19 protein-coding genes and 1 riboswitch are annotated in these 23,267 nt (G+C 62.8%); of the genes, 12 read left to right on the top strand and 7 right to left on the bottom strand.

Features of this window, described 5'->3' with window-relative positions:
- Positions 1 to 37: 37 nt before the first annotated feature.
- The 3 genes from PCS43_RS06385 to PCS43_RS06375 all read left to right on the top strand — a co-directional run bounded on the left by PCS43_RS06385 (position 38) and on the right by PCS43_RS06375 (position 1,622).
- Entirely contained in the window at positions 38 to 784 is a 747-nt protein-coding gene (locus tag PCS43_RS06385; protein WP_218960286.1) for a hypothetical protein, read from the top strand.
- A gap of 198 nt (positions 785 to 982) precedes the next feature.
- Positions 983 to 1,360, top strand: coding sequence for a metal-sensitive transcriptional regulator (locus tag PCS43_RS06380; protein WP_063892149.1), 378 nt, complete (start codon positions 983 to 985; stop codon positions 1,358 to 1,360).
- Between the two features lie 7 nt (positions 1,361 to 1,367).
- Positions 1,368 to 1,622, top strand: a complete 255-nt coding sequence (locus PCS43_RS06375) for a hypothetical protein (RefSeq protein ID WP_245361530.1) — start codon at positions 1,368 to 1,370, stop codon at positions 1,620 to 1,622.
- 129 nt (positions 1,623 to 1,751) lie between these two features.
- Here PCS43_RS06375 and PCS43_RS06370 read toward each other — a convergent pair whose 3' ends face one another.
- Both PCS43_RS06370 and PCS43_RS06365 read right to left on the bottom strand, forming a co-directional pair.
- Entirely contained in the window at positions 1,752 to 3,353 is a 1,602-nt protein-coding gene (locus PCS43_RS06370; RefSeq protein ID WP_003941166.1) for an ABC transporter substrate-binding protein, read from the bottom strand.
- A 163-nt stretch (positions 3,354 to 3,516) separates the two neighbouring features.
- Positions 3,517 to 3,972, bottom strand: coding sequence for a hypothetical protein (locus PCS43_RS06365; RefSeq protein ID WP_230359464.1), 456 nt, complete (start codon positions 3,970 to 3,972; stop codon positions 3,517 to 3,519).
- Between the two features lie 91 nt (positions 3,973 to 4,063).
- Between PCS43_RS06365 and PCS43_RS06360 the strand changes: the two genes are divergently transcribed.
- The gene (locus PCS43_RS06360; RefSeq protein ID WP_209911176.1) at positions 4,064 to 4,738 is read left to right on the top strand and encodes a class I SAM-dependent methyltransferase; all 675 of its coding nucleotides are present in this window, start codon (positions 4,064 to 4,066) and stop codon (positions 4,736 to 4,738) included.
- Here the strand turns inward: PCS43_RS06360 and speB are convergent.
- Positions 4,702 to 5,658, bottom strand: coding sequence for an agmatinase (gene speB, locus PCS43_RS06355; protein WP_003941134.1), 957 nt, complete (start codon positions 5,656 to 5,658; stop codon positions 4,702 to 4,704). The two genes, PCS43_RS06360 and speB, sit on opposite strands and share 37 nt — an antisense overlap.
- Positions 5,659 to 5,804: 146 nt before the next feature.
- Here speB and PCS43_RS06350 point away from each other — a divergent pair, with 146 nt between their 5' ends.
- The 4 genes from PCS43_RS06350 to PCS43_RS06335 all read left to right on the top strand — a co-directional run bounded on the left by PCS43_RS06350 (position 5,805) and on the right by PCS43_RS06335 (position 12,423).
- On the top strand, positions 5,805 to 6,440 hold the full coding sequence (locus PCS43_RS06350; RefSeq protein WP_007727089.1) for a helix-turn-helix domain-containing protein: 636 nt from the start codon (positions 5,805 to 5,807) through the stop codon (positions 6,438 to 6,440).
- A 133-nt stretch (positions 6,441 to 6,573) separates the two neighbouring features.
- Complete coding sequence (locus tag PCS43_RS06345) at positions 6,574 to 7,419, top strand: carbon-nitrogen hydrolase family protein (protein WP_050655995.1); 846 nt, start codon at positions 6,574 to 6,576, stop codon at positions 7,417 to 7,419.
- Positions 7,416 to 9,104: a flavin monoamine oxidase family protein gene (locus PCS43_RS06340; protein ID WP_007727084.1), complete on the top strand. Its 1,689-nt coding sequence runs from the start codon at positions 7,416 to 7,418 to the stop codon at positions 9,102 to 9,104. Before PCS43_RS06345 ends, PCS43_RS06340 begins: the two co-directional genes overlap by 4 nt.
- A gap of 127 nt (positions 9,105 to 9,231) precedes the next feature.
- Entirely contained in the window at positions 9,232 to 12,423 is a 3,192-nt protein-coding gene (locus PCS43_RS06335; protein ID WP_209911179.1) for an NAD-glutamate dehydrogenase domain-containing protein, read from the top strand.
- On the opposite strand, the gene PCS43_RS06330 is transcribed toward PCS43_RS06335, so the two are convergent.
- Positions 12,400 to 13,917 carry a PucR family transcriptional regulator gene (locus tag PCS43_RS06330; RefSeq protein WP_064074534.1) on the bottom strand — a complete coding sequence of 506 codons (1,518 nt, stop codon included), beginning with the start codon at positions 13,915 to 13,917 and terminating at the stop codon, positions 12,400 to 12,402. The genes PCS43_RS06335 and PCS43_RS06330 overlap by 24 nt on opposite strands.
- 128 nt (positions 13,918 to 14,045) lie before the next feature.
- On the opposite strand from PCS43_RS06330, the gene gabT reads away from it, so the two are divergent.
- Together gabT and PCS43_RS06320 are read left to right on the top strand one after the other, a co-directional pair.
- Entirely contained in the window at positions 14,046 to 15,410 is a 1,365-nt protein-coding gene (gene gabT, locus PCS43_RS06325) for a 4-aminobutyrate--2-oxoglutarate transaminase (protein ID WP_209911183.1), read from the top strand.
- Between the two features lies 1 nt (position 15,411).
- A complete protein-coding gene (locus PCS43_RS06320; RefSeq protein WP_042922728.1) occupies positions 15,412 to 16,857 on the top strand; it encodes an NAD-dependent succinate-semialdehyde dehydrogenase in 1,446 nt (481 codons plus the stop codon).
- Between the two features lie 52 nt (positions 16,858 to 16,909).
- On the opposite strand, the gene dszD is transcribed toward PCS43_RS06320, so the two are convergent.
- The 3 genes from dszD to PCS43_RS06305 all read right to left on the bottom strand — a co-directional run bounded on the left by dszD (position 16,910) and on the right by PCS43_RS06305 (position 19,289).
- Positions 16,910 to 17,488: an NADH:FMN oxidoreductase DszD gene (dszD, locus tag PCS43_RS06315; RefSeq protein ID WP_003941189.1), complete on the bottom strand. Its 579-nt coding sequence runs from the start codon at positions 17,486 to 17,488 to the stop codon at positions 16,910 to 16,912.
- A 208-nt stretch (positions 17,489 to 17,696) separates the two neighbouring features.
- On the bottom strand, positions 17,697 to 18,170 hold the full coding sequence (locus PCS43_RS06310; protein WP_209911187.1) for a YbaK/EbsC family protein: 474 nt from the start codon (positions 18,168 to 18,170) through the stop codon (positions 17,697 to 17,699).
- 15 nt (positions 18,171 to 18,185) lie between these two features.
- On the bottom strand, positions 18,186 to 19,289 hold the full coding sequence (locus tag PCS43_RS06305; RefSeq protein ID WP_003941129.1) for a membrane protein: 1,104 nt from the start codon (positions 19,287 to 19,289) through the stop codon (positions 18,186 to 18,188).
- A gap of 126 nt (positions 19,290 to 19,415) precedes the next feature.
- Between PCS43_RS06305 and PCS43_RS06300 the strand changes: the two genes are divergently transcribed.
- Positions 19,416 to 20,000: a TetR/AcrR family transcriptional regulator gene (locus PCS43_RS06300; protein WP_037129354.1), complete on the top strand. Its 585-nt coding sequence runs from the start codon at positions 19,416 to 19,418 to the stop codon at positions 19,998 to 20,000.
- 45 nt (positions 20,001 to 20,045) lie between these two features.
- Positions 20,046 to 20,219: riboswitch (M-box (ykoK) riboswitch) on the top strand.
- Between the two features lie 347 nt (positions 20,220 to 20,566).
- Complete coding sequence (gene mgtA, locus PCS43_RS06295; protein WP_042452033.1) at positions 20,567 to 23,260, top strand: magnesium-translocating P-type ATPase; 2,694 nt, start codon at positions 20,567 to 20,569, stop codon at positions 23,258 to 23,260.
- Positions 23,261 to 23,267 lie beyond the last annotated feature (7 nt).

Raw genomic sequence — 23,267 nt, 5'->3', positions numbered from 1 at the left:
AACGAAAGTGCTGCCGACCCAAACTTTGGAGGGCAAGATGTTCAGCGACAACGGCTACACACTGGAATTGGCAACGTCGGAGGCGGCCGTCGGCAACCATGTCCCCTTGCAGTTCCGGATCCTGGATCCGGTTGGAACTCCGTTGATCCGGTACACGGACACCCACGACAAGCAGTTGCATCTGATCGTGGTCGGTCTGGACCTGACCGGATTCCAGCACGTGCATCCCGAATTGGACGAGAACGGAAACTGGCATGTGTCAGTCGATTTCGATCATGCGGGAGACTATCGAGTATTCGCTGATTTCACTCCGGACGGTGGTGACGGAATCACGCTCAGTGCGGATGTGCGCGTCGCCGGATCCTACGATCCTCGGCCGTTGCCCGCCGCTACTGCCGCCACGACGGTCGACGGCTATACCGTCTCCCTCGAAGGCGCGGCCCATGCCGGCCAGACATCGAAGCTCACGCTCTCGGTCAGTCGTGACGGAATCCCGGTCACAGACTTGCAGCCCTACCTTGCCGCATACGGGCATCTGGTCGCGTTGCGTGCCTCCGACCTCGCCTATCTCCATGTCCATCCGGACGGCTACCCCGGTGACGGTGTCACGCCGGCCGGACCGGCAATCACCTTCTACGCCAACATGCCGAGCGCCGAGGATTACCGGTTGTTTTTGGACTTCAAGCACGGCGGAGTGGTGCGTACGGCGGAATTCACGCTGACGGCCGACAATGCGACCACGTCTGGGGCCGAACACTCGAGCCACGCGCACCACGGGCACTGAAACCGAATGAGTTTCGCAGCAACGGGAAAACGGGCATGGGCAATCGCCATGCATCCATCTGTTCGTGCAGTAGCGAAATGCGTGGCGATGTGCGCAGTGATTGCTCTGCAAGACAACGGAAGTCGAAGAGTCTCCGCACATCGCCCCGGTAACGAGAATTGTTGCGAAATCACGCGTTGACGAACAGGAGGACATCGAATGTCGGAAGCGACAGAAGTTGGCAGTGCGCCAAGCAGCGCTCCAAACAGTGTCCAAGGCAGTGATGCGACCGGCGATGTGTGCTGCACGGGAGATTCGCACGGCTACATCACCGCCAAGGGCGACTACCTGGCGCGTCTGCGTCGCATTGAAGGGCAAGCTCGCGGCCTGCAGCGCATGGTCGACGAGGACAAGTACTGTATCGACATCCTGACGCAGGTGTCGGCGATGACCAAGGGCCTCCAGGCGGTGGCCATGGGCCTGCTCGAGGACCACATCGGCCACTGCGTCGTCAAAGCCGCTGTTGCCGGTGGGCCCGAGGCGGACGCGAAGATCAAAGAAGCAAACGACGCGATTGCGCGATTGGTCCGCTCATAGAATTGTGATGAACATTGATACCTTGGTGCGCATGTTCAGTATCGAGATCCGTCGTACATTCGCTGTGAGGCAGGGGCTTCCGGCACCGGTGCGGGACGCGAAGAACTTGCCGCCGCTGATGCCTGCCGAGGGATTTCGCGTGACGATGCGAGTGGCGTTCTCGTTCGAGGACGACCAACTCGGAGAACGTGGATGGTTTGTCGACACGGACGCTCTGGACGAGTCCGTCATTCGAGAACGTTGCGAAGTGGGCTTTCACTGAACTTGCGTCCAGCATTCCTCAGCTGACCTACGTCGAACTCGACAACGAGACGATCGGTGTGGCAACAAGATACGTCAGATCACAATGATCTGACGTATCTCGTTGACGCACCGCGTTCGGTCGACCGGCCTACTGGTAGAGGCGCAACGCAGAACCGATGAAGGTCTTACCGAATGCGAGTCCGGCCTTGTTGAAGTAGAAGCTCAAGACCGTATCTGCAAACGGGACTGCGGACACCGTTTTGGTGATCTGTGACTCGGCGTCTGCCCACTCCGCGCATGCTGCTTCGCCGGTCAAGCCGGATGCCTTGGCAACGGCTGCTTCGTAGGCGGGGTTGTTGATCGAAGAGAAGTTCTTACCTGCTGCCGGAGCAGGACCGGAGAAGAACGGGACGAACCCGCTGGGAACCGAATTGTTGATCTGGATCCACGCGATGTCCCACTGGTTGTTGTCCTTGCCACTGAGCATGACGTCGACAACCTTGGTCTGGTCGGCTCCTGTCACCTCGACGGTCGCACCGAGGTCGGACCATGCCGACTGGGTGAGCTCGGCTGCCGCGCTGCGCGCATCTTCGCCGGCAGCGTAGAAGAGGCGGAGGGTCAGCGGCTTTCCGTCCTTGCTTCGTTTGCCGTCGGAGCCGGCGGTCCAACCTGCAGCGTCCAGTGTTGCCTTTGCTGCGCTGAGGTCGAAGTCCGGAATGTTGCCTGCGACAGAGTCGTACACACAGGCTCGGGGCTCGACGGAGACAAGACTTGTTGCACGGGTGCCCTGGCCGCCAGTGATGACTTCAGCGAGATCGTCGAGATTGACAGCCTGGACGAGAGCTTTTCGAACGGCGGGATCACTGGTCGGATTGTCCGCAATCTGATTGAAGTACATCTGACCGGCGGGAAGTGGGCGCTGGACCGAGTCGAAATTGGCGGCATCGATGCGATCCTTGTCCGGACCGGCGATCGGAGATGCGCTCAGTTCGCCTGAGAGAAGCTGGTTTGCTGCGGTGCTGACATTGGGTGCCATGACAGCAATGACTGTCTTGGGGACACCCGGTGTGTCGGAGGTGGTGTCGTCGGGCCCCCAGCTGTAACCGTCACGACGCTCGAACGTGTAGTGGTCATTGGCCGAGACTTCGGTGACTTCGAACATGCCGGAGCCCAGCGATTTGTTGTTCGAGGCGGTCGGATCTTCGAGTCCGGCATCGCACATGATCGGGAGGCGACTGATGGTGAGGAGGAGGAACGGGGTCGGCGCCGGAGTGGTTACCGTGATGGTGCGGGTGGCGAGATCGGCAGTGGCCGAAGCGCCGATGGGAACTGTGGTGCCGCGTTGTTGTGAACCCTTGGCTGGATCGGCTACGAAGTTGATGTTGTTCGCGACGGTCTGTGCAGTCAGCGTCGACCCGTCGGTACAGGTCACGCCTTCACGAATGGTGAAGGACGCGGAGGTCGGCGTTTCTTCCCACTTCTCGGCCAACCATGGTTTGAATTCACTGGTTTCAGGATCCTGGTAGACCAGGGAGTCGTACGCCAGCTTCGAAATTTCCGCGGTTGCCGCAGAGCCGGACATGATCGGGTTGAGTGCACCCGGATCGCCTTGCAACGCGTACCGGAAGGTTCCGTCAGTCAGAGGCTCACCGCCGCCGGAGCCCGAGGACGTGCCTCCCGAGCTGCAAGCCGACAATACGAGCGCGAGCCCCGCGGTCGCGGCAAGCGTCGAATAGGAGCGGTGTTTCATTGTGCCTCCGTGAAGGAGCCGGGGCCCGGGAGTGAATCGTGAGGGCGCAGTCGAGTGTGACCGCTAAATCTTGGCGTAGGACGTGACGGGCATCTCGGTCGATCCTCACGAAAATCGGGCGGATTTTTGTTCGATTTCACGAAGGTTGGAGTTCTGGTTCAGTTCACGGGGAGTCGAGGTCACTTCGTCGTGGCCACCCGGTCTCCGTGAGCACGGTTGCTGGAACTGACCTCAACGGGGAGGTGGGGCCGAGACCGTGGAGGTCTGCGTCGTCGTCGATTTCGGACCAGAATTCGTCCGCCGAAACATCAAGGCCGAGAACGATCCACGGCGGTCCGGCTTCTTGGAACGCGTACGAGACGGTTCCGGTACGCGGAACTGTCGTATCGAACAGTCGGTCTCCGACGGGATAGCCCTGCTGCTCGCCGACCAAAGTCAAGGTAGTCGGTTCGAAGGATGCATCGCGCAGAATCTTCTCGACTGCGCGGTCGAAGCTCTGCTGGACGCTGAACTCTTCGTCCGAGTTCGAACCGGTGAACTCGGGGAAATGCGCACAACACAAAACGTATGGGCCCGCTGAGCTGCAGTAGAGACGAAACACGGGAAATCCACCGGCCACGACGTGACGTTAGCAGGGCGTCGAAATGGAGAAGTTGCTGTTTCAGCAAAGATGGTTGCGTGAGTTGTGGAGGGTCGTTCATCCTGGGTGCATGAGCCACGAACACCACAATCACCACGAAAACTCCGATACCACCGAGAATCCGTACGCCAAGGCGGACGCACAGTTCTGGAACTCGCTGTACGAGGAACGCCCCGCGCGCTGGAGCGGAAATCCCAACCCACAGTTGATTGCCGAAGCCTCCGACCTGGAACCGGGCACGGCACTCGACGTCGGTTGCGGCGAAGGTGCCGACGCTTTGTGGTTGGCGCGTCGCGGGTGGAAGGTCACCGGCACCGACATCTCGTCGGTTGCGCTCGGTCGCGCTCAGGCTCACGTCGAGGGCGAAGGCGTCGACATCGAATGGCTGGAAGCCGACCTGACGAAGTGGGATCCGCAGGGGCGCTCGTTCGATCTGGTGTCCGCGCAGTTCTTCCACATGCTCGAACCCGCGCGCGGGGAATTGTTCCGTGCTCTCGGAGATCTGGTCGCGCCCGATGGGCATTTGCTGATCGTGGGCCACTCACCTCACGAGTCGCCGACCGAGCACCATCGGGCCATGCTCCATACACCCGAATACGTGGAGTCGCTGTTCACCGATGGTTGGAAGGTGTTGGTCTCGGAGTCGCGGGAACGTGATCTTCCCGCGAACCCCGAGATGCATCACACGACGGATACCGTTGTGCTGCTTCAGCGATTTAGTGCGAGCACCGACAGCAACTCGTAAGCGACGTGGGCCGCTGCGATACCGGTGATCTCGGCGTGGTCGTACGCCGGCGCTACCTCGACGATGTCGGCGCCGACCACGTTGAGTCCCACCAACCCACGCAGTGTGTTCAACAATTCGCGAGAGGTCATGCCGCCCGCTTCGGGTGTTCCGGTGCCCGGAGCGTGGGCGGGATCGAGTACGTCGATGTCGACGGAGACGTACACAGGCCCACCGTCGAGGCGCTTACGCATGCGCTCGACGATGCTGGCGACACCGTCGACCTCGTAGTCGTCACTGCGGATCACCTGGAAGCCGAGGACGCGGTCGTCTTCGAGGTCCTTTTCGCTGTAGAGCGGTCCACGGATGCCGATGTGCTGCGAACGCTCCATGTCGATCAGGCCCTCTTCACTGGCGCGGCGGAAGGGGGTGCCGTGGGTGAAAGGCTGACCGAAGTAGGTGTCCCAGGTGTCGAGATGAGCGTCGAAGTGCAGGACGGCGATCGGGCCGTGATCGCGGGCCAGTGAACGCAGGATCGGCAGTGCGATGGTGTGATCGCCGCCGAGCGTGAGCACGGAGGAACCGTCGGCGCGCAGGTCGGTGACGGCGGACTGAACCGTCGTGAGAGCTTCCTGGATGTCGAAGGGGTTGACGCCGATGTCGCCGAAATCGGCTACCTGCTGATTGGCGAAGGGCGAGACCTTCAGCGCCGGGTTGTACGGACGCAGCAGCTTCGACGCAGCGCGGATGTGGCCCGGACCGAACCGGGCACCGGGGCGGTAGCTGACACCCGAATCGAAGGGGATGCCGAGGATCGTCACGTCGGCGCGCGAGACCTCGTCCAGGCGCGGGAGACGCGCAAAGGTGGTCGGCTCGGCGTAGCGGGGGACGCGCGTGGCGTCGACGGGTCCGATGAACGATCCGGGGTTGTTGGTAGCCATGTGCAGAGGTCCCTGCTCTCGATTCGGCGCACACCGGGCGCCCTTCAGTGATGTAGCTCTCTGAGCAAGTATGGTTTCTTCAAGAGGCTCGGTTGTCAACCCCTGTTTCCTGAAAGGGACACGGCGGTCGTGAAGGAGTGGGTTCAGTGGCCAAGGCGAAGGAAGCGGTCGAGCCGGTCGGACCGCGCATCGGGGCGAGGCTCAAGGCGGCACGTCAATCGAAGCGGTTGACCCTCGACGACCTGGCCGAGGCCTGTGGTGTGACCAAGGGGTATCTCTCGAAACTCGAGCGCGATCACGTCAACGCGTCGGTGGCGACCCTGATAAAGGTGTGCGCGGTGCTCGAGATCCCCGTCGGATCCCTGTTCGAGAATGCGTCCGCCGGTGAAGTAGTCCGCGCCGACGCCATGCCGCAAATCAGCTTCGGTGGCGAAAAGATGACGGAGTACCTGCTCACGCCTACCAACGAGCGTCGAATTCAGGTGCTGCTCGGCGAGCTGGAACCAGGCGGCGGAAGTGGTCGGGAGTTCTACAGTCTGCCGATCGACGTGAACTTCGTGCACGTGCTCGAGGGCGGCTTGCGGGTCTCGTTCGAGGGCGGTCGGACGGATCCGAACGGTGAGGCCGTCGATGCCGAAGACGTCGTACTTGCGGCGGGCGATTCCTTCACATTCACGCCGACGCACAACCATAGTTTTCAGGCCGAAGGCTCGGTTCTGGCGAAGGTTCTGTGGGTCTTGAATCCGGCATTGCCGGAAGGGCCCCGCGCGTCGTCTTCGTGAGACTCGAATCCGCGAATGTTGATTCTTAGGAAACAAGAGTTGACATGATTGGCGGCACCCGTCACGCTGGTAGTTGTCCCCGTCACACACACCGTCGAAAATTGGCGTCACGGAACTCCTGAAGGAGCGCACCATGCATGTCGATTCAGTTCGAGTTGGCCTGTTCCAAGGTCCGCTCACCACCCCGGACACCTTTGCGTCGGTGGAGTTCAACCTCGCTGCAATCGACACTGCTGCCCGCGAGGCTGCAGCATCCGGTGCGAAGATCCTGCTGACGCCGGAGATGTCCGCAACCGGCTACGACATCGGCGAACTGGTGTCGCTACGCGCGGAACCGGCCGACGGCCCCATCTTCGATTCCGTCGCCGCGATTGCTCGAAGTGCAGGCATCGCAGTCGTCTACGGCTACCCCGAACTCGACGGGGGAGATGTCTACAACAGTGTGCAGGTGGTGGACCGCGACGGCACTTCGCTTGCGCACTACCGCAAGACGCACCTGTTCGGCACGCTCGACCGCGAACATTTCCGGCCAGGTGAGACCCTAGTGGTCGGGTTCGATTTCGAGGGCATCCGCTGCGGGTTGTTGATCTGCTACGACGTGGAATTTCCGGAAGCGGTTCGGGCCCATGCCGACGCCGGTACCGAATGGCTCATCGTGCCGACAGGCTTGATGACTCCTTACGAACACATTGCGCAGCAAGTGGTTCCGGCCCGCGCCTACGAGAGTCAGATGTTCGTCACCTACGTCAATCGCTGCGGTGCCGAAACCGAGCTGACCTACTGCGGTCTCTCGTGCGCCATCGCACCAGACGGTGCCGAGTTGGCGAGGGCCGGCGGCGACCAGGAATTGCTCTTCGCGGACATCGCCGCCGCCACCGTCGCGCAATCGCGCACTCTCAATACACATCTCGACGATCGACGCCTCGATCTGTATCCAGACCTTCCTGTCACGACTGTCTCCAAGGAGAACCGTAGATGACCATCCCAGTAGCTCCGGACAGTTCCTCGGAACCCGGCAAGCAGCCGCCCCTCACGATGTTCGGACCGGATTTTCCGTTCCCGTACGACGACTACGTTTCCAGTCCGGCGGGACTCGGCTCGGTGCCCGACCTGGCACTGGGTACCGAGGTTGCCGTGATCGGTGGCGGACTCTCCGGCATGATCGCGGCCTACGAGTTGCTCAAGATCGGTCTCAAACCGATTGTCTACGAAGCTGATCAGATCGGTGGCCGGATGCGGTCGGTCGAGTTCGACGGGCACCCCGGGGTGGTCGCCGAGATGGGCGCAATGCGTTTCCCACCATCGTCGACGACGTTGTTCCACTACCTGAACGAACTGGGTCTGCAGACCGAAGAGTTCCCCAATCCCCTTGCCGAGGTCACGCCGAGCACCGTCATCGATCTCAAGGGCGAGAGCCACTACGCGCACACTCTCGAGGATCTGCCGCCGATCTACACCGAGGTGGCGCAGGCCTGGCAGCGCACTCTCGAAGAGCATGCCGATCTGATTCCGTTGCAGCAGGCCATTCGTGACCGCGACACCGCAGAAATCAAGCGGATCTGGAACGACCTCGTGGTGCGCTACGACGACCAGACGTTCTACGGATTCCTCGCCGCGTCGAAGCACTTCAAGTCCTTCCACATGCGGGAAGTGTTCGGACAGGTCGGATTCGGTACGGGCGGTTGGGATACCGACTACCCCAATTCGATCCTCGAAATCCTTCGTGTGGTCATCACGGCCGCCGACGACGACCACCGCGGCATCGTCGGTGGATCGCAGCAGCTGCCGATGCGGTTGTGGAACCGCGCCCCGGCGCACATGGCGCATTGGCCTGCCGGTACTACGGTCGCTTCGCTCAACGACGGTGAGACGCGTCCCCGCGTCACCGAACTCCGGCGTACCGAGCCCGGCAACATCACGGTCACCGACTCCGAAGGTTTCATTCGCACGTATGCGAGTGCCGTTGTGACAGTGCAGAGTTGGATGCTGCTGAACAATATCAGGTGTGACGACGATCTGTTCCCGATCGACCACTGGACTGCGATCGAGCGAACTCACTACATGGGTTCGACCAAGGTGTTCGTTCTCGTCGACCGCCCGTTCTGGAAGGACAAGGACCCCGTGACCGGCCGTGATTCGGTGTCGATGACACTGACCGACCGTATGAGTCGCGGCACCTACCTGCTGGATCAAGGCGAGGGCAAGCCAGGCCTGATCTGCTTGTCGTACACCTGGTCGGACGATTCGCTGAAGCTGCTGGCGCTCGACGCCACCGAGCGCATGAACATCATGCTGCGCTCTCTCGAAGAGATCTACCCCGGCGTTGACTTCCGCAGCCACATCATCTCGAGCCCGGTGACGCTGTCGTGGGAAACCGAGCGCGACTTCATGGGCGCATTCAAGGCGAACCTTCCGGGGCACTACCGCTACCAGGAGCGCCTGTTCTCCCACTTCGTGCAGAATGATCTCGAACCGCGTCATCGGGGAATCTTCCTCGCCGGTGACGACGTGTCGTGGACCGCCGGCTGGGCTGAGGGCGCGATCCAGACCGCGATCAACGCGGTATGGGGCGTCGTCAACCATCTCGGCGGCGCTGCGCCTGCCGAGAATCCCGGACCCGGCGACGTGTTCGAGGAGCTTGCTCCGATCAGGTTGGGCGACTGAGCTCACCGCAACTGCCGAAATGTCGTGCCCGATGGGGGTTGGTACTCCTATCGGGCACGACCTCTTTCCGGTGATCCACGCAACACTGGAAAGTGTTCGGATCCAATAATTTCCAGGAGGGTGTTCAATGGCGAGCACATCATCGGCGACCAAGACCGCAGCTGCAGAATCGAGACCGGCAGGCGGTGATCGATCCGGTGACCCGGCGCTCGAACTGGTCGCCGAATTGGCCGCAGCGGGCCAGCGACTCGTCTTCCGTCAGGGTGACAACCTGAACAGTGACGATCTGACCTGTGTGGTGCTGTGGCCGTCCGGAGAGCCCTCCCTCTCCGATCTGTGCGAGAACTTCGAGTCTCTCGGACTCCGAGTTTCGACGCACCGCCCGCTTCCGACCGTTCTGGGTTCGGCGCATTACTTCACCTTCGAGCCGAGCACCTTCGACGGCAGTGCGCTGGAGAAGATGGCGGACGCCTTCGAAGCCGTCATCGCCGAACAGACCCGGATGGACGCATTCTCCAGTCTGATCGGACGAGCAGACATCACGTGGCGCGACGCAGAGTTGCTGCGCGCTGCGTGCCGTTTCCTCGCTCAGGCTCGTATCGGGCTGTCCGAGAGCTACATCGTCGGAGTGTTGGCAGCGAAGCCACGCTTCGTACGGCAGGCAATCGAACTCTTCACTGCGCGTTTCGATCCCGCCGTAGCAGGATTGCGGGAGACAGCAGTGGCCACCGCGGCGGCGGCCATCGACGAATCAGTCGACGGTGCAGACACTCTCGACGAGGATCGCGTCTTGCGCGGCGTTCGTTCGTTCCTGCAGGCGACTCTGCGCACGAACTGGTACCTGCGTGGTGAGTCCGGCGACCCGCTGCCGTACGCGTCGTTCAAGATCGACTCGCAGTTGCTCTCCACCCCGCAGAAGACCGTTCCCTTCCGCGAGATCTACGTCAGCGCACCCAATGTCGAAGGCGTTCATCTGCGTAGTTCCTCCGTCGCCCGTGGCGGCCTGCGTTGGTCGGATCGATACGAGGACTACCGCACCGAGGCCCTGAGCCTCATGAAGACCCAGAGCGTGAAGAATTCCCCGATCGTTCCTTCGGGTGCCAAGGGCGCGTTCGTGGTTCGGGGCACGTCGTCACCGACTCCGGCGCAGGTGCAGGAGTCGTACAGCACCTTCATTCGCGGCTTGCTGGACGTGGTGGACAACATCGTCGACGGCGCTGCGGTACACCCGGCAGAAGTAATCGAGTACGACGGTGAAGACTCCTATCTCGTCGTGGCAGCAGACAAGGGGACCGCACGGTTCTCGGACGTCGCGAACGGCATCGCCGTCGAGCGTGGTTTCTGGCTCGGCGACGCTTTTGCTTCCGGCGGTTCGGCCGGCTACGACCACAAGGCGATGGGCATCACCGCTCGCGGCGCCTGGGTGGCGGTACGACGGCACTTCGCCGAGCGCGACCTCGATGTCGACACCGATCCGTTCACCGTCGCGGGTATCGGGGACATGTCCGGCGACGTGTTCGGCAACGGAATGTTGCTCTCGCACAAGATCCGTTTGGTCGCGGCATTCGATCACCGCCACATCTTCATCGACCCGAACCCCGACACCGAGACGAGCTTTGCCGAACGCGCTCGCCTCTTCACCGTGCCGCGCTCGTCCTGGGACGACTTCGATCGCACCGTGATGTCGCCGGGCGGTGGCGTCTGGCCGCGGAGCGCGAAGTCGATCCGCCTTCCGCTCGAGGCGCGTGCGGCCCTCGGAATCACCGAGGAGAACTTGACCCCGCAGGAACTGATCCGAGCGGTCCTGTGTGCTCCGGTGGACCTGTTGTGGAACGGCGGCGTCGGTACCTACGTGAAAGCGTCGACCGAAAGCAACGTCGACGCGGCCGATCCGTCCAACGACGCAGTTCGCGTCAGCGCTGACGAGTTGCGTGCAACCGTGGTGGGTGAGGGCGGCAACCTGGGTTTCACCCAACGTGCCCGCATCGAATATGCCGCTGGCGGAGGACGAATCAACGCCGACTTCATCGACAACGCGGCAGGCGTGGCTACCTCGGACCGTGAGGTCAACATCAAGATCGCACTCGCAGAGTTGGACGCGACCTCGCGCAATGAACTACTTGCGGCGGCCCAGGACGAGGTAGCCGCATCGGTACTCGAGGCCAGCGAAGATCAGACCCTCGCGATCAGCCTGGCCGAGCACCGCGCTCCCGCCCTACTCGATCAGCACGAACGGTTGATCGAGAACCTCGTCTCGGCGGGCGCCATGAAGCGACTGGAAGAATCTCTGCCCGACGCCAAGGCGCTGGCGGTCAGGGCGCGTGCCGGGCAGGGTCTCCTGCGGCCGGAACTTGCTGTGCTGGTGGCGCAGTCGAAGAACGTACTGACTGCGGAACTGGGCGCATCGACGGTCCCGGACAATCAGATCTTCGCCGATCGTCTCCCGCAGTACTTCCCGCTCTCCGTCGTCGAGGCCGCACCGGACGCAGTCCGCGCACATCGGTTGGGCCGCGACATCATCATCACCTCGGTGGTCGACGAACTGGTCAACCGCGTCGGCCCCGGCGTGCTGTTCCGGCTCGAGGAACACCTCGGAGTTCGCAGTCCGGAAGCGGCTCTGGCCTACGCCGTAGTCAGCGAAGTGCTTGGAACGGAGGACCTTCGACGTGAAATCCTGAACTCCGATCTCAGTGCCACCGAACAGCTGAAGGCTCTCGATCGCTTGCAGCAGCTGTTGGAATCCGAAATGAGCTGGGTGTTGCGCCGCCCGGGTGCTGCCGGCCGGTTCACCGTGAACCCGCGCGCCGACATCGATCGGTGGGCAGCCCCGGTGCGGGAACTCACCGACGGTTTGTCGGCAAGCGAGCGCATCGAGGCGTCTTTCGGAGCGCTCGCCCTGGCAGACATTGCACTGCAGGAGAATACGACGGCCGCGGCCGCAGCCGCGATCTATCGGGAACTCTCCGACGCTCTCGACCTGGGCGATGTTCTCGGCGGCGTCGACGTCGCCGTCGGTGCCTCGCATTGGGAGGTCATGGGCAGCGCTGCCGTCCACGCCAGGTTGACGGCGCGTTTCGCAGACCTCGTGTCCGGAGCGCTCGGAGAAGGTATTCCGGAGGTCGTCGAGCTGTGGACCGCCGCCAATCCGCAAGCGGTGCGCCGGTTCACGGCTTTGATGTCGAGTGTGAGCCGCAGTGGAGCGCTGGACACCGCCCGTCTCTGCACGGTCGACGCCGAACTCGAACTACTCGTTCGCGGTGCGTCCAGTTTCGCTTCGGTACACGCCGCGGAGGGTTCAGCGGCCCTCCCAGGCGAGTAGCGATAGCAGCAGTTCGGCTCTGACCCTGGCCTGCCCGAGGTCGCATTGCAGCAGTTCCTCGATGCGTGCGATGCGACCTCGGAGGGTGTGCCGATGAACACCGAGTTCGGCTGCAGCCGACTCCCATTGGCCGTTTGCCTCGAGATAGGCGCGCAAAGACGCGGCCAGTGCGGTTCCGTGTGCCTGGTCGTGTTCCGTCAGCACCGGGATGGTGTCCGCAGCCATGGCGATCAATGCCTCACGGGCAGACTCGGATGCCAGAATCGTCGAACCACTCAGAGCGTCGAACTCGAGAATACGCGCCGTAGCCGTCGTGAGGTTGGCCGCGGCGCGGGCCTGGACGAGTGCGCGGGGTGCGTCGAGAAGACGGTGAGGGGTGCTGATTCCGGCACGCACGGCTTTCGCTTCGGTGGGGGAGAGCTGCGCCAGTAGTGTTTTGGCGGTGTCGATTGTGTCGGTTCCGCGGAGGAGGACGGTCAGCGAACCGTCCTCGGATTGCGCGAACAACGGCCGGCCTGCTCGCGCGAGAGCGTTGTCGAGTTCGCGAAGAACTGGGCCGAGTCCGGATCCGCGAACGTGGACGACACGAATGTTGCCGTGCGTGTCGCTTGCCTCGTCCAAATACGACGGCACACTGTCTTCGGGGATTCGGCCGTCGAGTAAGAGCCCGAAAGCCATGGCGTTGAGTCGAGTTCGCTCGGCCCGTAGTCGAACCGGTTTCTCGAGTTCGAGAGTGAGCAGCGAGACCGCATGCCCGAGCAACACTCTGTCGATATTGCTCAGGGGCCCGGCGCCCGCCATGGCGAGGTAGCCGTGCCAGCTGTCGGTGACGCCGACGGGGGACAGTGTCAGCGTCCGTTCGGGTGTGCTCTGCGAGATCGACGCCGGAGCGTTGGGATCGCGGGTGGTGGCCGCGACCGCGCGAACCTCGGTGATCAACGACTTCTGGTTTGCCGGGTGCACCGCGGTGATCCGATCTCCGACAAACGCCACCGAAGTTTTTGTGGCGGTAGCCAGTTCACGCACGATGGCCGACACGCCACCGCGCAGTGCAACTCGGGTGATGCGTGTCTGTACTTCTGCCGCGCGCAGTACCGATTCGTATTCCTGCTGGCTCAGGCGAGTCATCACCGCGCGCGTGACGGCCGCGAAGGGGGTCGTGAACGGCACTTCCAGCAGGGGGAGTCCGCGGCTTCGGGCGGCGGCAATCAGGTCTGCGGGCACACTCTCATGGGAAAGGCCGGTCCCGAAACCCAGAGCCGATACTTCTGCGGCGGCCAGACGGCCGATGTACTCGCTGTAGTCGGTGGCGTCCGCGCCCACCAGTGCCAGCCCGGTGGTGAGCACCAATTCGCCGCCGGAAAGCCACGGGGTGGGGTCCGTCAGCTCTGTGGCCTGCGCGAACGTGACGGGGTGGGTGGCAGCTGCTCGGTCGGTGAGCAGAGCCAGCGAGAGGTGTTTCTGGCGCAAGAGCCACGAGATCGGAACCGTCACCTGATCAAGGCTAGCTGTCGTTGCCGATATGGAGTAGCCCTGGAGCTCCGGGTATCCATTTCGGCAGTGCTTGCGATGCTTCGCGCGTCGCATACTCGAATGCAATACACAACCGAGAGGGTGGTCACATGAGTGCAATCGAATACCGGCTTCCGCAGGAGCGTCGCATCGTCACGGAGTTTCCGGGCCCGCGCTCGGCTGCGCTCGCCGAACGCCGTAAGAAGGTCGTCGGCGCCGGCGTCGCATCCACCCTCCCGGTCTACGTCGCCGACGCAGACGGCGGAGTCATCGTCGACGTCGACGGCAACTCGCTGATCGACCTCGGTGCCGGTATCGCGGTGACCAGCGTCGGCGCCTCCAACCCGGCCGTCGTGTCCGCAGTTCAGGATCAGGTCGCGCACTTCACCCACACCTGTTTCATGGTCGCTCCGTACGAGGGCTACGTCGAGGTCGCCGAGCGTCTCGCCGAGCTCACCCCCGGTGACCACGAGAAGCGTTCCGTCCTGTTCAACTCCGGCGCAGAAGCCGTCGAGAACGCCGTCAAGATCGCCCGTCACGCGACCGGTCGCGACGCAGTCGTCGTCTTCGACCACGCGTACCACGGCCGCACCAACCTCACGATGGCACTGACCTCGAAGTCCATGCCGTACAAGAGCGGCTTCGGTCCGTTCGCCCCCGAGGTCTACCGCGTCCCGATGTCCTACCCGTACCGCGAGGGCCTCAATGTCGACGGCTCCAAGATCACCGGTGAGCAGGCCGCACAGCGCGCCATCACGATGATCGAGAAGCAGGTCGGCGCTGCCAACACCGCCGCCATCCTCATCGAGCCCATTCAGGGTGAGGGTGGATTCATCGTTCCCGCAGAAGGCTTCCTCCCGACGCTCGTCGCGTGGGCCAAGGAGAACGGCGTCGTCTTCATCGCCGACGAGGTTCAGGCAGGCTTCGCTCGTACCGGCGCCTGGTTCGCCAGCGATCACGAGGGCATCGTCCCCGACCTGGTCACGCTCGCCAAGGGCATCGCAGGCGGCATGCCGCTCGCCGCTGTCACGGGCCGCGCCGAGCTCATCGACGCTGTCCACCCCGGCGGCCTCGGTGGCACCTACGGCGGTAACCCCGTCGCCTGCGCCGCTGCATTGGCGTCCATCGACCAGATGCGTGAGCTCGACCTCTGTGGCCGCGCACGCACCATCGAGTCGACCGTCGTCGGCCGAATGAACGTACTGGCAAAGGAACTCGACGTCATCGGCGACGTTCGCGGTCGCGGCGCCATGCTCGCCATCGAGCTGGTCAAGCCCGGTGGGCAGGAGCCGGACGCCGACATCACCAAGAAGATCGCCGCCGAATGCCTCGCTGCCGGCGTCGTGATCCTCACCTGCGGTACCTACGGCAACGTCATCCGTCTGCTCCCGCCGCTGGTCATCTCCGAAGAGCTGCTCGACGACGCGTTGACCGTCCTCGAGACCGCCATCCGCACTGCAGCACAGGGGAACTGACATGTCCAACGTCTCGGATCTTCTCGACTCGGTACCCAAGGGTCTCTGGCTCGGCGGCAAGCTCGTCCCGGCCGAGAAGACCTTTGCGGTCTACAACCCGGCAACGGGTGAGGAACTCGCCCAGGTAGCCGACGCCACCGCTGCCGACGGTATCCGTGCGCTCGACCTCGCCGCTGCGGCGCAGGAAGACTGGGCGGCCACTCCGGCACGTGTACGCGGCGAGATCCTGCGCACCGCCTTCGAATTGCTGCACGCCCGCGCCGAGGACTTCGCGCTGATGATGACCCTGGAAATGGGTAAGTCGTTGGCAGAGAGCCGCGGTGAGGTCAACTACGGCGGCGAATTCCTGCGCTGGTTCAGCGAGGAAGCAGTACGCATCGGCGGACGTTTCACGCAGGCTCCGGCCGGCAACGGTCGCATCCTGGTCACCAAGGAAGCCGTCGGACCGGTCCTCGCGATCACCCCGTGGAACTTCCCGCTCGCCATGGGCACACGCAAGATCGGACCGGCGCTGGCTGCCGGTTGCACCATCATCGTCAAGCCCGCCGAGGACACGCCGCTGACCATGCAGCTCCTCGGTCAGGTGTTCGCCGATGCCGGTCTGCCCGACGGTGTGCTCTCGATCCTCCCGACGTCCGACGCGGCCTCCATCAGTGGACCGCTGATGGAAGATGCGCGTCTGCGCAAGGTCACCTTCACCGGCTCCACTGGCGTCGGAAAGTTGTTGGTGCGCAATGCTGCTGACAAGCTGCTCCGCACGTCGATGGAACTCGGTGGCAATGCACCGTTCATCGTCTTCGACGACGCGGACATCGACGCAGCTGTCGACGGCGCAATGCTCGCGAAGATGCGTAACGGCGGCGAGGCCTGCACCGCGGCCAACCGCATCTACGTCGCCAACTCGGTGCGCGAAGAGTTCACCGACAAGTTCACCGCCAAGGTTGCGGCCTTGAAGGTGGGCGCCGGTGACGCCGAGGGCACCAACATCGGACCGCTGATCAACACCAAGCAGCTCGCAACCGTCACCGGACTCGTCGACGACGCCGTGTCCAAGGGTGCTCGCGTTCGTACCGGTGGATCGGCACCCGAAGGCCCCGGGTTCTTCTTCACCCCGACGGTCCTCGACCAGGTGCCCGCCGACGCGCGCCTGCTGAAGGAAGAGATCTTCGGACCCGTTGCGGCAGTGGTCGGTTTCGACACCGAAGACGAAGCGATCGCGGCTGCGAACAACACCGAGTACGGTCTCGTGGCGTACTTCTACACCCGCGACATCGACCGTGCGATGCGCGTCTCGGCCAAGCTGGACACCGGCATGGTCGGCGTCAATCGCGGCGCGATCTCCGATGCTGCCGCGCCGTTCGGTGGGGTGAAGGAATCGGGCTTCGGCCGTGAAGGCGGAACCGAGGGTATCGACGAGTATCTCGATACCAAGTACGTAGCGCTCTAACTTGCTGTGCGCCTTTATTAACCGCGGGCGGTTAATAAAGGCGCACAGTTGTCTATTGACCTAACGGAGTCGGGCGGTAGTACTTGCCCTCGTGGTAGAGCAGCGGTGCGGCAGCGGATTCGTCGTCTTCTTCGGCGTGAACCCGCGTGACGAGTCCGATGACCAGCGTGTGGTCGCCGACAGGGATCAACTGGTCGACCTTGACGCGCATCCAGCTGGGGGTGCCGTGCAGCACCGGTTCCCCGGTGTCGAGCACTGCCCACAGTGACTCGTCTGCAAAACGCTGATCGGCACTACGCGCAAAGCGCTGGGCCAGATGCTGCTGATGTTCGCCGAGAAGGTGGATCACCAAGGACTCGGCTGCCTTGAGTGCATTGATGCTCGACGACGTCTCCGCGATGTTGAACGAGACGAGCGGCGGCTCGAGGGAGACGGACGAGAACGAGGTGGCGGTGAAACCCACCGGGCCGGTACCCGAATCGAGGGTCACGACGGTGACACCGGCGGGGTGGCGGCGAAGCGCAGCGCGGTAGTCACCGGCGCAGATGCCGGTGGACAACTCGGGCGTCGCTGCTACTTCGGGGACGTCGGGGGTGGTGTGGCTGGAAACGGCATTCGGCTTGTCAGACAACGGGAACTCTCCGGCTGGAACTCGAGGTGTGCGGTGTGGTCGAGGTGACTGCGCTCGGCATACACAGACAGGCGTCGGTGCGGCACAGATCTACGTGCCGTCGACGCCAGTGGTTGCCGGCCGGGGTCCTGGTTGCAGTGCACATGGTGCGTCCAACTATAGGTGGACGCACGTCTGAGTGGTTTCGGACCGGGTTGGCTGAAGTGCTTCAGTCCATGTCGACGGCGAGGCCGGCGGTGATTCGGAGGAGTTCGGAGTACGTCGTGCGAAAGACGGTGTTGGGGTGCCCGGCGGCTGCCCACAACTCGGGGTACTGCTCGAGGGCGGTATCGATGTACGTCGGCAGGTTGGTGGGATGCCCGAGCGGAGCGACCCCACCGATCGGCTGGCCCGTCGCGGACTTCGCCATCTCCAGCGTCGCCCGCGTGAGCTTGCCTTCGAGGCGTTCGCCGGTGGCCTTCAGATTCACCTGATGTGCGCCGGAGACCAGCAGCAGGACCGGATCGTCGTCGAGAAGGAACACCAGTGACTTGGTGATCGCGCCTACCTCCACCCCGACGGCTTCCGCTGCCTCGGCCGCGGTGTGCGTGGCGTCGGGCTGCGTGACGATGACGCCGTGGTGACCCCGCGAGATCAGTGTTTCGGCGACGTGCGAGGCGTTGGGGTGGAGGAGGCTCGTCATGAGTTCAGACTAGGACTAGTCGGCGTTCGCCACAGCTGGAGTCGGCGTCGTGTCGGTGGACTTTCGGTTACGACGGATCGTGAAGCCGAACAGCATGACCGCACCGATCAGTGCGTACAGGAACAGCGTCAGAGCAGGCTGGCCGACGCCGACGTTGTTGAAGTAGACGATGCTCCGGACGCCTTCGGTGCCGGCGCCGGGTGTGATCCACCGGCCGATGGCGGCGTAGAACGAGGGAATCACGTTGGAGCCGAATGCGCCTCCCGCACTGGGATTGCCGAGGATCACGAAGACGGCGATAGCCAGCGGGACTGCCAGAACGCCGATGGCGGCGCGCAATCCGAGTGTGAACATGGCGGTGCCGAACACCACGGCTGTTCCCAGGATCCAGAGCGGGAACCAGTGGCCGGCGAAGGTTCCGAGTACGTGTGAGGTGATGAGGGCGCCGAGGGCTCCCGAGATGATCGAGTAGATCGCGATCACGCCCGTGTGTGCGCTTGCCTGGCGGAGAGTCTTCGGCGCACCGATGAACAGTCCGATGGCTGCCGCGAGGAGATAGCCGCCGACGACCCAGCCGACCGAGAGGTAGAAGCCGGAGAGGCCGCGGTTGTCGTGGGCTCCGACGGGGATCTCGTCGCGGACGACGAACTGTCGGTCCTGCGTCGCCTCGACCTTCGTGAACACCGCTTCGAGTGACGTAGCGATGGAGCTGCCGCCCGCGCTCGCGGTGATCAGGGTGTCCGGTCCGGCCGGGTTGATGACAAACGCGCCCTGGATCTCGCGGTCGTTGATCATGCGGCGAGCGGTCGCCGTGCTGTCGACCACCTGAGCGTCGAGCGGGCTGCCGTCGATGGCGTTGAGTTTGTCGGCGATCTGCTGATCCATGCCGTCGGGTGTGCCCTGATCGGCGATGACCGCGATTTCGATGTCTCGCGGAGTCGGCTGATGGAAGGCGGCGACGTAGCTGAGGATGAAGCCCATCTGCAGCAGGAGCACGCCGACGAACAACGCGGCCATCACCTTGGGTGCGCCGTACTTCACGAGCAGATTGTCGTGGTGGTGTTCGTCGTGGGTGGAGCTGTTGTCTGGTGCGGCGTGTGCCGGATGCGTAGTGGTCACGAAAGAGTCCTGATCTTGTCGAAAGTAAAGAGCTTGTCAATACCCGAGGTATTGAATACTCTAGGTATCGTGACTGAATCTCGTCAACCGGACTGGACTCCGGTAACCCGCCCCGGACGTGACGTGGTGCGGCAAAGACTGCTCGACGCTGCGGCGGAAGAGTTTGCGGAGCGCGGATTCAGTGCTGCACGTCTCACTGAAGTTGCTCGCCGAGCGGGCTTCACCAAGGGGGCTGTCTACTCCAACTTCGAGTCGAAACAGGATCTGTTCGCCGAACTGTTCGCGCAACGGTCTCTCGAACTGGCCGGCCGGGTGCTCGCCGAGATTGCCGGGATGAACCCGTCCGACGCGGCGGGCAAAGGTGGCGAGGCCATTGCCACGTGGATGGTCGACGACCCGGGGTGGTCGCTTCTCGTCCTCGAATTCGGAGTGCTCGCCGGGCGTGATCCGCAGATCGCTCAGGCGTACTTACGTGAGCGTCGCCACTTGCGCAGCCAACTCGTGGAGTTGATCGGCGAACGTGCCCGTGAATGGGGAGTGGACGATTCCTTTGACGTGCGGACAACCGCAATCTCGTTGATGGCGTTGATATCCGGGCTCGTTCTCGAACACTCCGTGGATCCGGAAGAGGTTGATCAGAGTGTCATGGGTGCCGCCGTGACGGCACTCTTCGCCGGCGCCGTCGCACGGGCAGGATTGTCCGCCGTCTGAGTTGCTCGGTTGACAGGCAACAGATTTGAGAACTACCCTCTGGGTGCAGTACCTCGTTAGGTGAGGCTTCTGCACGAACACAGGCCACTGATCTCACGACGTCGAGAGACGCCCAAGGTTAGGACAGATCTCCCCGGCTTAAGGGGTGATCCAAAGTGGCTTCCCGTTCTTGATCGGGACACGTCGTGCAGTGCCAAAACTCGGACGTGGAGGTGTTTTCGCAGCTTGATGCCGGTTTCTTCCGGCGAAGGCGAGAGTACGTCGATATTCGGTTCTCCTGGCGTGTGCTGTGCGCATGTACTTGTGTGGCGTCATCGGACGCCCCGAACTTTCAGGAGGTGACCATCGTGGACGACCCGCCGAGTCGATATTCGACCCATCCTTCTGTTCTTGCCGACGATGCTCACCCCGGTCTTTTGCTCTTCAGTCACTGACTCTTTGCATCCTCGGCTTCATCTGCGCGGCTTTGCCGCGACCGCTGACGACTTCCATTGTCGCTCAGCGCATTCTGCTGCCCTCATGTACTGGCATGGTCCGGCGTGTTCGGGCAGCCGAGGAGATTCGTCATGTCATTTTCCGTTCTCGCATTGCGGCCACGGCCCACGAGAAACAGTGCACAACAAACACATTCAACAGTCCTGGCAAAGGAAAGCGCACAGGAATTGGTCGACTTCTCGGCCTCGGACACGCGCACCGTTCTCGCGGATCTGACCACGACGGCCAACGGCCTTCGTGACGATCAGATCGACGATCTTCGTCGGCAATACGGGCGCAACGATGTCCGCCACGACCGCCCGGCGCCGGCAATCGTGCAGTTCGCGGGAGCCTTCAAGAACCCGTTCATCCTGATCCTGGTATTCCTCGCCCTGATCATGGTCGGGACCGACGTGGTCTGGGCGGACCCCGAGGACGGTCCTTCCTACGAGGGCATCATCACTCTCGGGTTGATGATCTTTGTCAGTGTCTCACTGAGGTTCTGGCAGGAATACCGTTCGAGTCGCGCCGCCGAGGCGCTCAAGGCGATGGTTACGACGACCGTCGCGGCCACCCGCAAGATCAACAACACCGTGGTCACGGCTGAGATTCCGATCGAGCAGTTACTGCCGGGGGATGTAGTCCAGCTTGCCGCCGGCGACATGATCCCGGCCGATGTCCGCATCATCCGGGCCAAGGATCTACAGGTCAATCAGTCCATGCTCAGCGGTGAATCGATGCCGGCCGAGAAGTCGGCGGACCCGTCGTCGGGGATCGACGTCGATCGGCTGCTCGAAGCCGAGAACATCGGGTTCATGGGTACTTCCGTCGTGTCGGGCAGTGGCACCGCCGTTGCGGTACACACCGGCAAGCGGACCTACTTCGGTGCCATGACAGCACAATTGGCGTCCAAGCGACCCGAAACCAGCTTCGACGTCGGGGTGCGCAGCGTCAGCTATCTGCTGATCAAGTTCATGCTGATCATGGTTCCCGCGGTGTTCATCATCAACGGGCTGACCAAGGACTGGAGCCAAGCACTACTCTTCGGCGTCGCCACCGCCGTGGGGTTGACTCCGGAAATGTTGCCGCTCATCGTGACGGCGAACCTGGCCAAGGGTGCGCTCCACATGTCGCGCAAGAAGGTGATCGTCAAGCAGATCAACGCGATTCAGAACTTCGGTGCCATGGACGTTCTGTGCACGGACAAGACCGGAACTCTCACCGAGGACCGCATCGTTCTCGGTGAGCATCTCGATACTGCCGGACGCAAGTCCGAGGACGTATTGCGGCTAGCGGCAGTCAATTCCGTGAATCAGACCGGATTGCGCAGTCTTCTCGACGACGCGGTGATCGAGGCCGCCGGTCCCGAAGTGGTCGAGGAGATCTCGCGTCGGCACGGGTTGGTGGACGAGATTCCCTTCGACTTCAAGCGCCGTCGACTCTCCGTGGTGGTCGACCACGGAGACGCCGATCTGATCGTAACCAAAGGTGCAGTGGAAGAGCTCCTTTCGGTCTGTGAATCGGTGGAACTGGACGGGGTGACCCACCAATTGACACCGGGATGGCTGGCCCGAGTCGACCGTCTGGTCGCGGAGCTGAACGGTCAAGGCAAGCGAGTGCTTGCGGTGGCAACCAAGACAGTCGTCGAAGAGCAGCGCCGCGAGTACTCGACGGCCGACGAAGAGGGCATGACCCTGGTCGGTCTGCTGGCATTCCTCGACCCGCCGAAGGAATCTGCGGCCGGGGCGATCGAAGCCCTCGCGAGCCACGGAGTCGCGGTCAAGGTAGTGACGGGTGACAACGAACTGGTCGCCGAAACCGTCTGCGGCAAAGTCGGTATCGACGTGGGGACCGTGGTCTCCGGCGCCGAGATCGAAGCGTTGAGCGACGACGCCCTCGACGAGTTGGTGCAGCGGACAACCGTATTCGCGAAGACGGATCCGATGCAGAAGGCACGCATTGTCGAATCGCTGCGCCGGGTCGGCCACACGGTTGGTTTCCTCGGTGACGGTGTCAACGACGCACCCGCACTGCGGGCTGCGGACGTCGGCATCTCCGTTGACACAGCGGCGGACATCGCCCGCGAATCCGCGGACATCATCTTGCTGGAGAAGGACCTCGGTGTACTCGAACAAGGAGTCATCGAAGGGCGTCGTACCTTCGGAAACATCCAGAAGTACATCAAGATGACTGCGTCGTCGAACTTCGGGAACGTCTTCTCGGTGCTCGTCGCCAGTGCCCTGCTGCCGTTCATCCCCATGATTCCCGTAGTTCTGTTGTTGCAGAACCTGATCTACGATCTCTCGATGCTCACGATCCCGTGGGACCGTGTCGACGACGACTTCCTCGCGAAGCCCCGCAAGTGGGAGACCAAGAGCCTTCGCCGGTTCATGGTGTTCATCGGCCCGATCAGTTCGATCTTCGATATCTCGACGTTCGCGCTGATGTGGTTCGTGTTCGCCGCCAACTCTCCCGAGCATGCAGCGCTGTTCCAATCGGGTTGGTTCATCGAGTCATTGATCTCGCAGACGCTGATCGTTCACATGATCCGCACCCGCAAGATCCCGTTCATCCAGTCGCGTGCATCGCTGCCGGTACTGCTCAGTACGGGCGCTGCCTGCGTCTTCGCGCTGGTGTTCCCGTTCACGTCCTGGGGTCATTCCCTCGGGTTGGTTTCACTGCCGTGGAACTACTTCCCGTGGCTGGTCCTCACCCTCGGGGCATACTGCGTCGTCACGCAGGTGGCCAAGGGAATGTTCATTCGTCGATTCGCGACCTGGCTCTAGGAGTTCA

This window comes from Rhodococcus sp. C-2 (genome assembly GCF_027854095.1).
In the GTDB taxonomy this organism is placed as follows: domain Bacteria; phylum Actinomycetota; class Actinomycetes; order Mycobacteriales; family Mycobacteriaceae; genus Rhodococcus_F; species Rhodococcus_F qingshengii.
The sequence above is the reverse complement of the archived record's forward strand: the minus strand, read 5'-3'. Positions and strand labels throughout refer to the sequence as shown.

Excerpts from the sequence above, each read along its gene's own strand:
- PCS43_RS06385 (WP_218960286.1), top strand. The coding sequence starts at position 38 with ATGTTCAGCGACAACGGCTACACACTGGAATTGGCAACGTCGGAGGCG.
- PCS43_RS06380 (WP_063892149.1), top strand. The coding sequence starts at position 983 with ATGTCGGAAGCGACAGAAGTTGGCAGTGCGCCAAGCAGCGCTCCAAAC.
- PCS43_RS06375 (WP_245361530.1), top strand. The coding sequence starts at position 1,368 with ATGAACATTGATACCTTGGTGCGCATGTTCAGTATCGAGATCCGTCGT.
- PCS43_RS06370 (WP_003941166.1), bottom strand. The coding sequence starts at position 3,353 with ATGAAACACCGCTCCTATTCGACGCTTGCCGCGACCGCGGGGCTCGCG.
- PCS43_RS06360 (WP_209911176.1), top strand. The coding sequence starts at position 4,064 with ATGAGCCACGAACACCACAATCACCACGAAAACTCCGATACCACCGAG.
- speB (WP_003941134.1), bottom strand. The coding sequence starts at position 5,658 with ATGGCTACCAACAACCCCGGATCGTTCATCGGACCCGTCGACGCCACG.
- PCS43_RS06345 (WP_050655995.1), top strand. The coding sequence starts at position 6,574 with ATGCATGTCGATTCAGTTCGAGTTGGCCTGTTCCAAGGTCCGCTCACC.
- PCS43_RS06340 (WP_007727084.1), top strand. The coding sequence starts at position 7,416 with ATGACCATCCCAGTAGCTCCGGACAGTTCCTCGGAACCCGGCAAGCAG.
- PCS43_RS06335 (WP_209911179.1), top strand. The coding sequence starts at position 9,232 with ATGGCGAGCACATCATCGGCGACCAAGACCGCAGCTGCAGAATCGAGA.
- gabT (WP_209911183.1), top strand. The coding sequence starts at position 14,046 with ATGAGTGCAATCGAATACCGGCTTCCGCAGGAGCGTCGCATCGTCACG.
- PCS43_RS06320 (WP_042922728.1), top strand. The coding sequence starts at position 15,412 with ATGTCCAACGTCTCGGATCTTCTCGACTCGGTACCCAAGGGTCTCTGG.
- PCS43_RS06310 (WP_209911187.1), bottom strand. The coding sequence starts at position 18,170 with ATGACGAGCCTCCTCCACCCCAACGCCTCGCACGTCGCCGAAACACTG.
- mgtA (WP_042452033.1), top strand. The coding sequence starts at position 20,567 with ATGTCATTTTCCGTTCTCGCATTGCGGCCACGGCCCACGAGAAACAGT.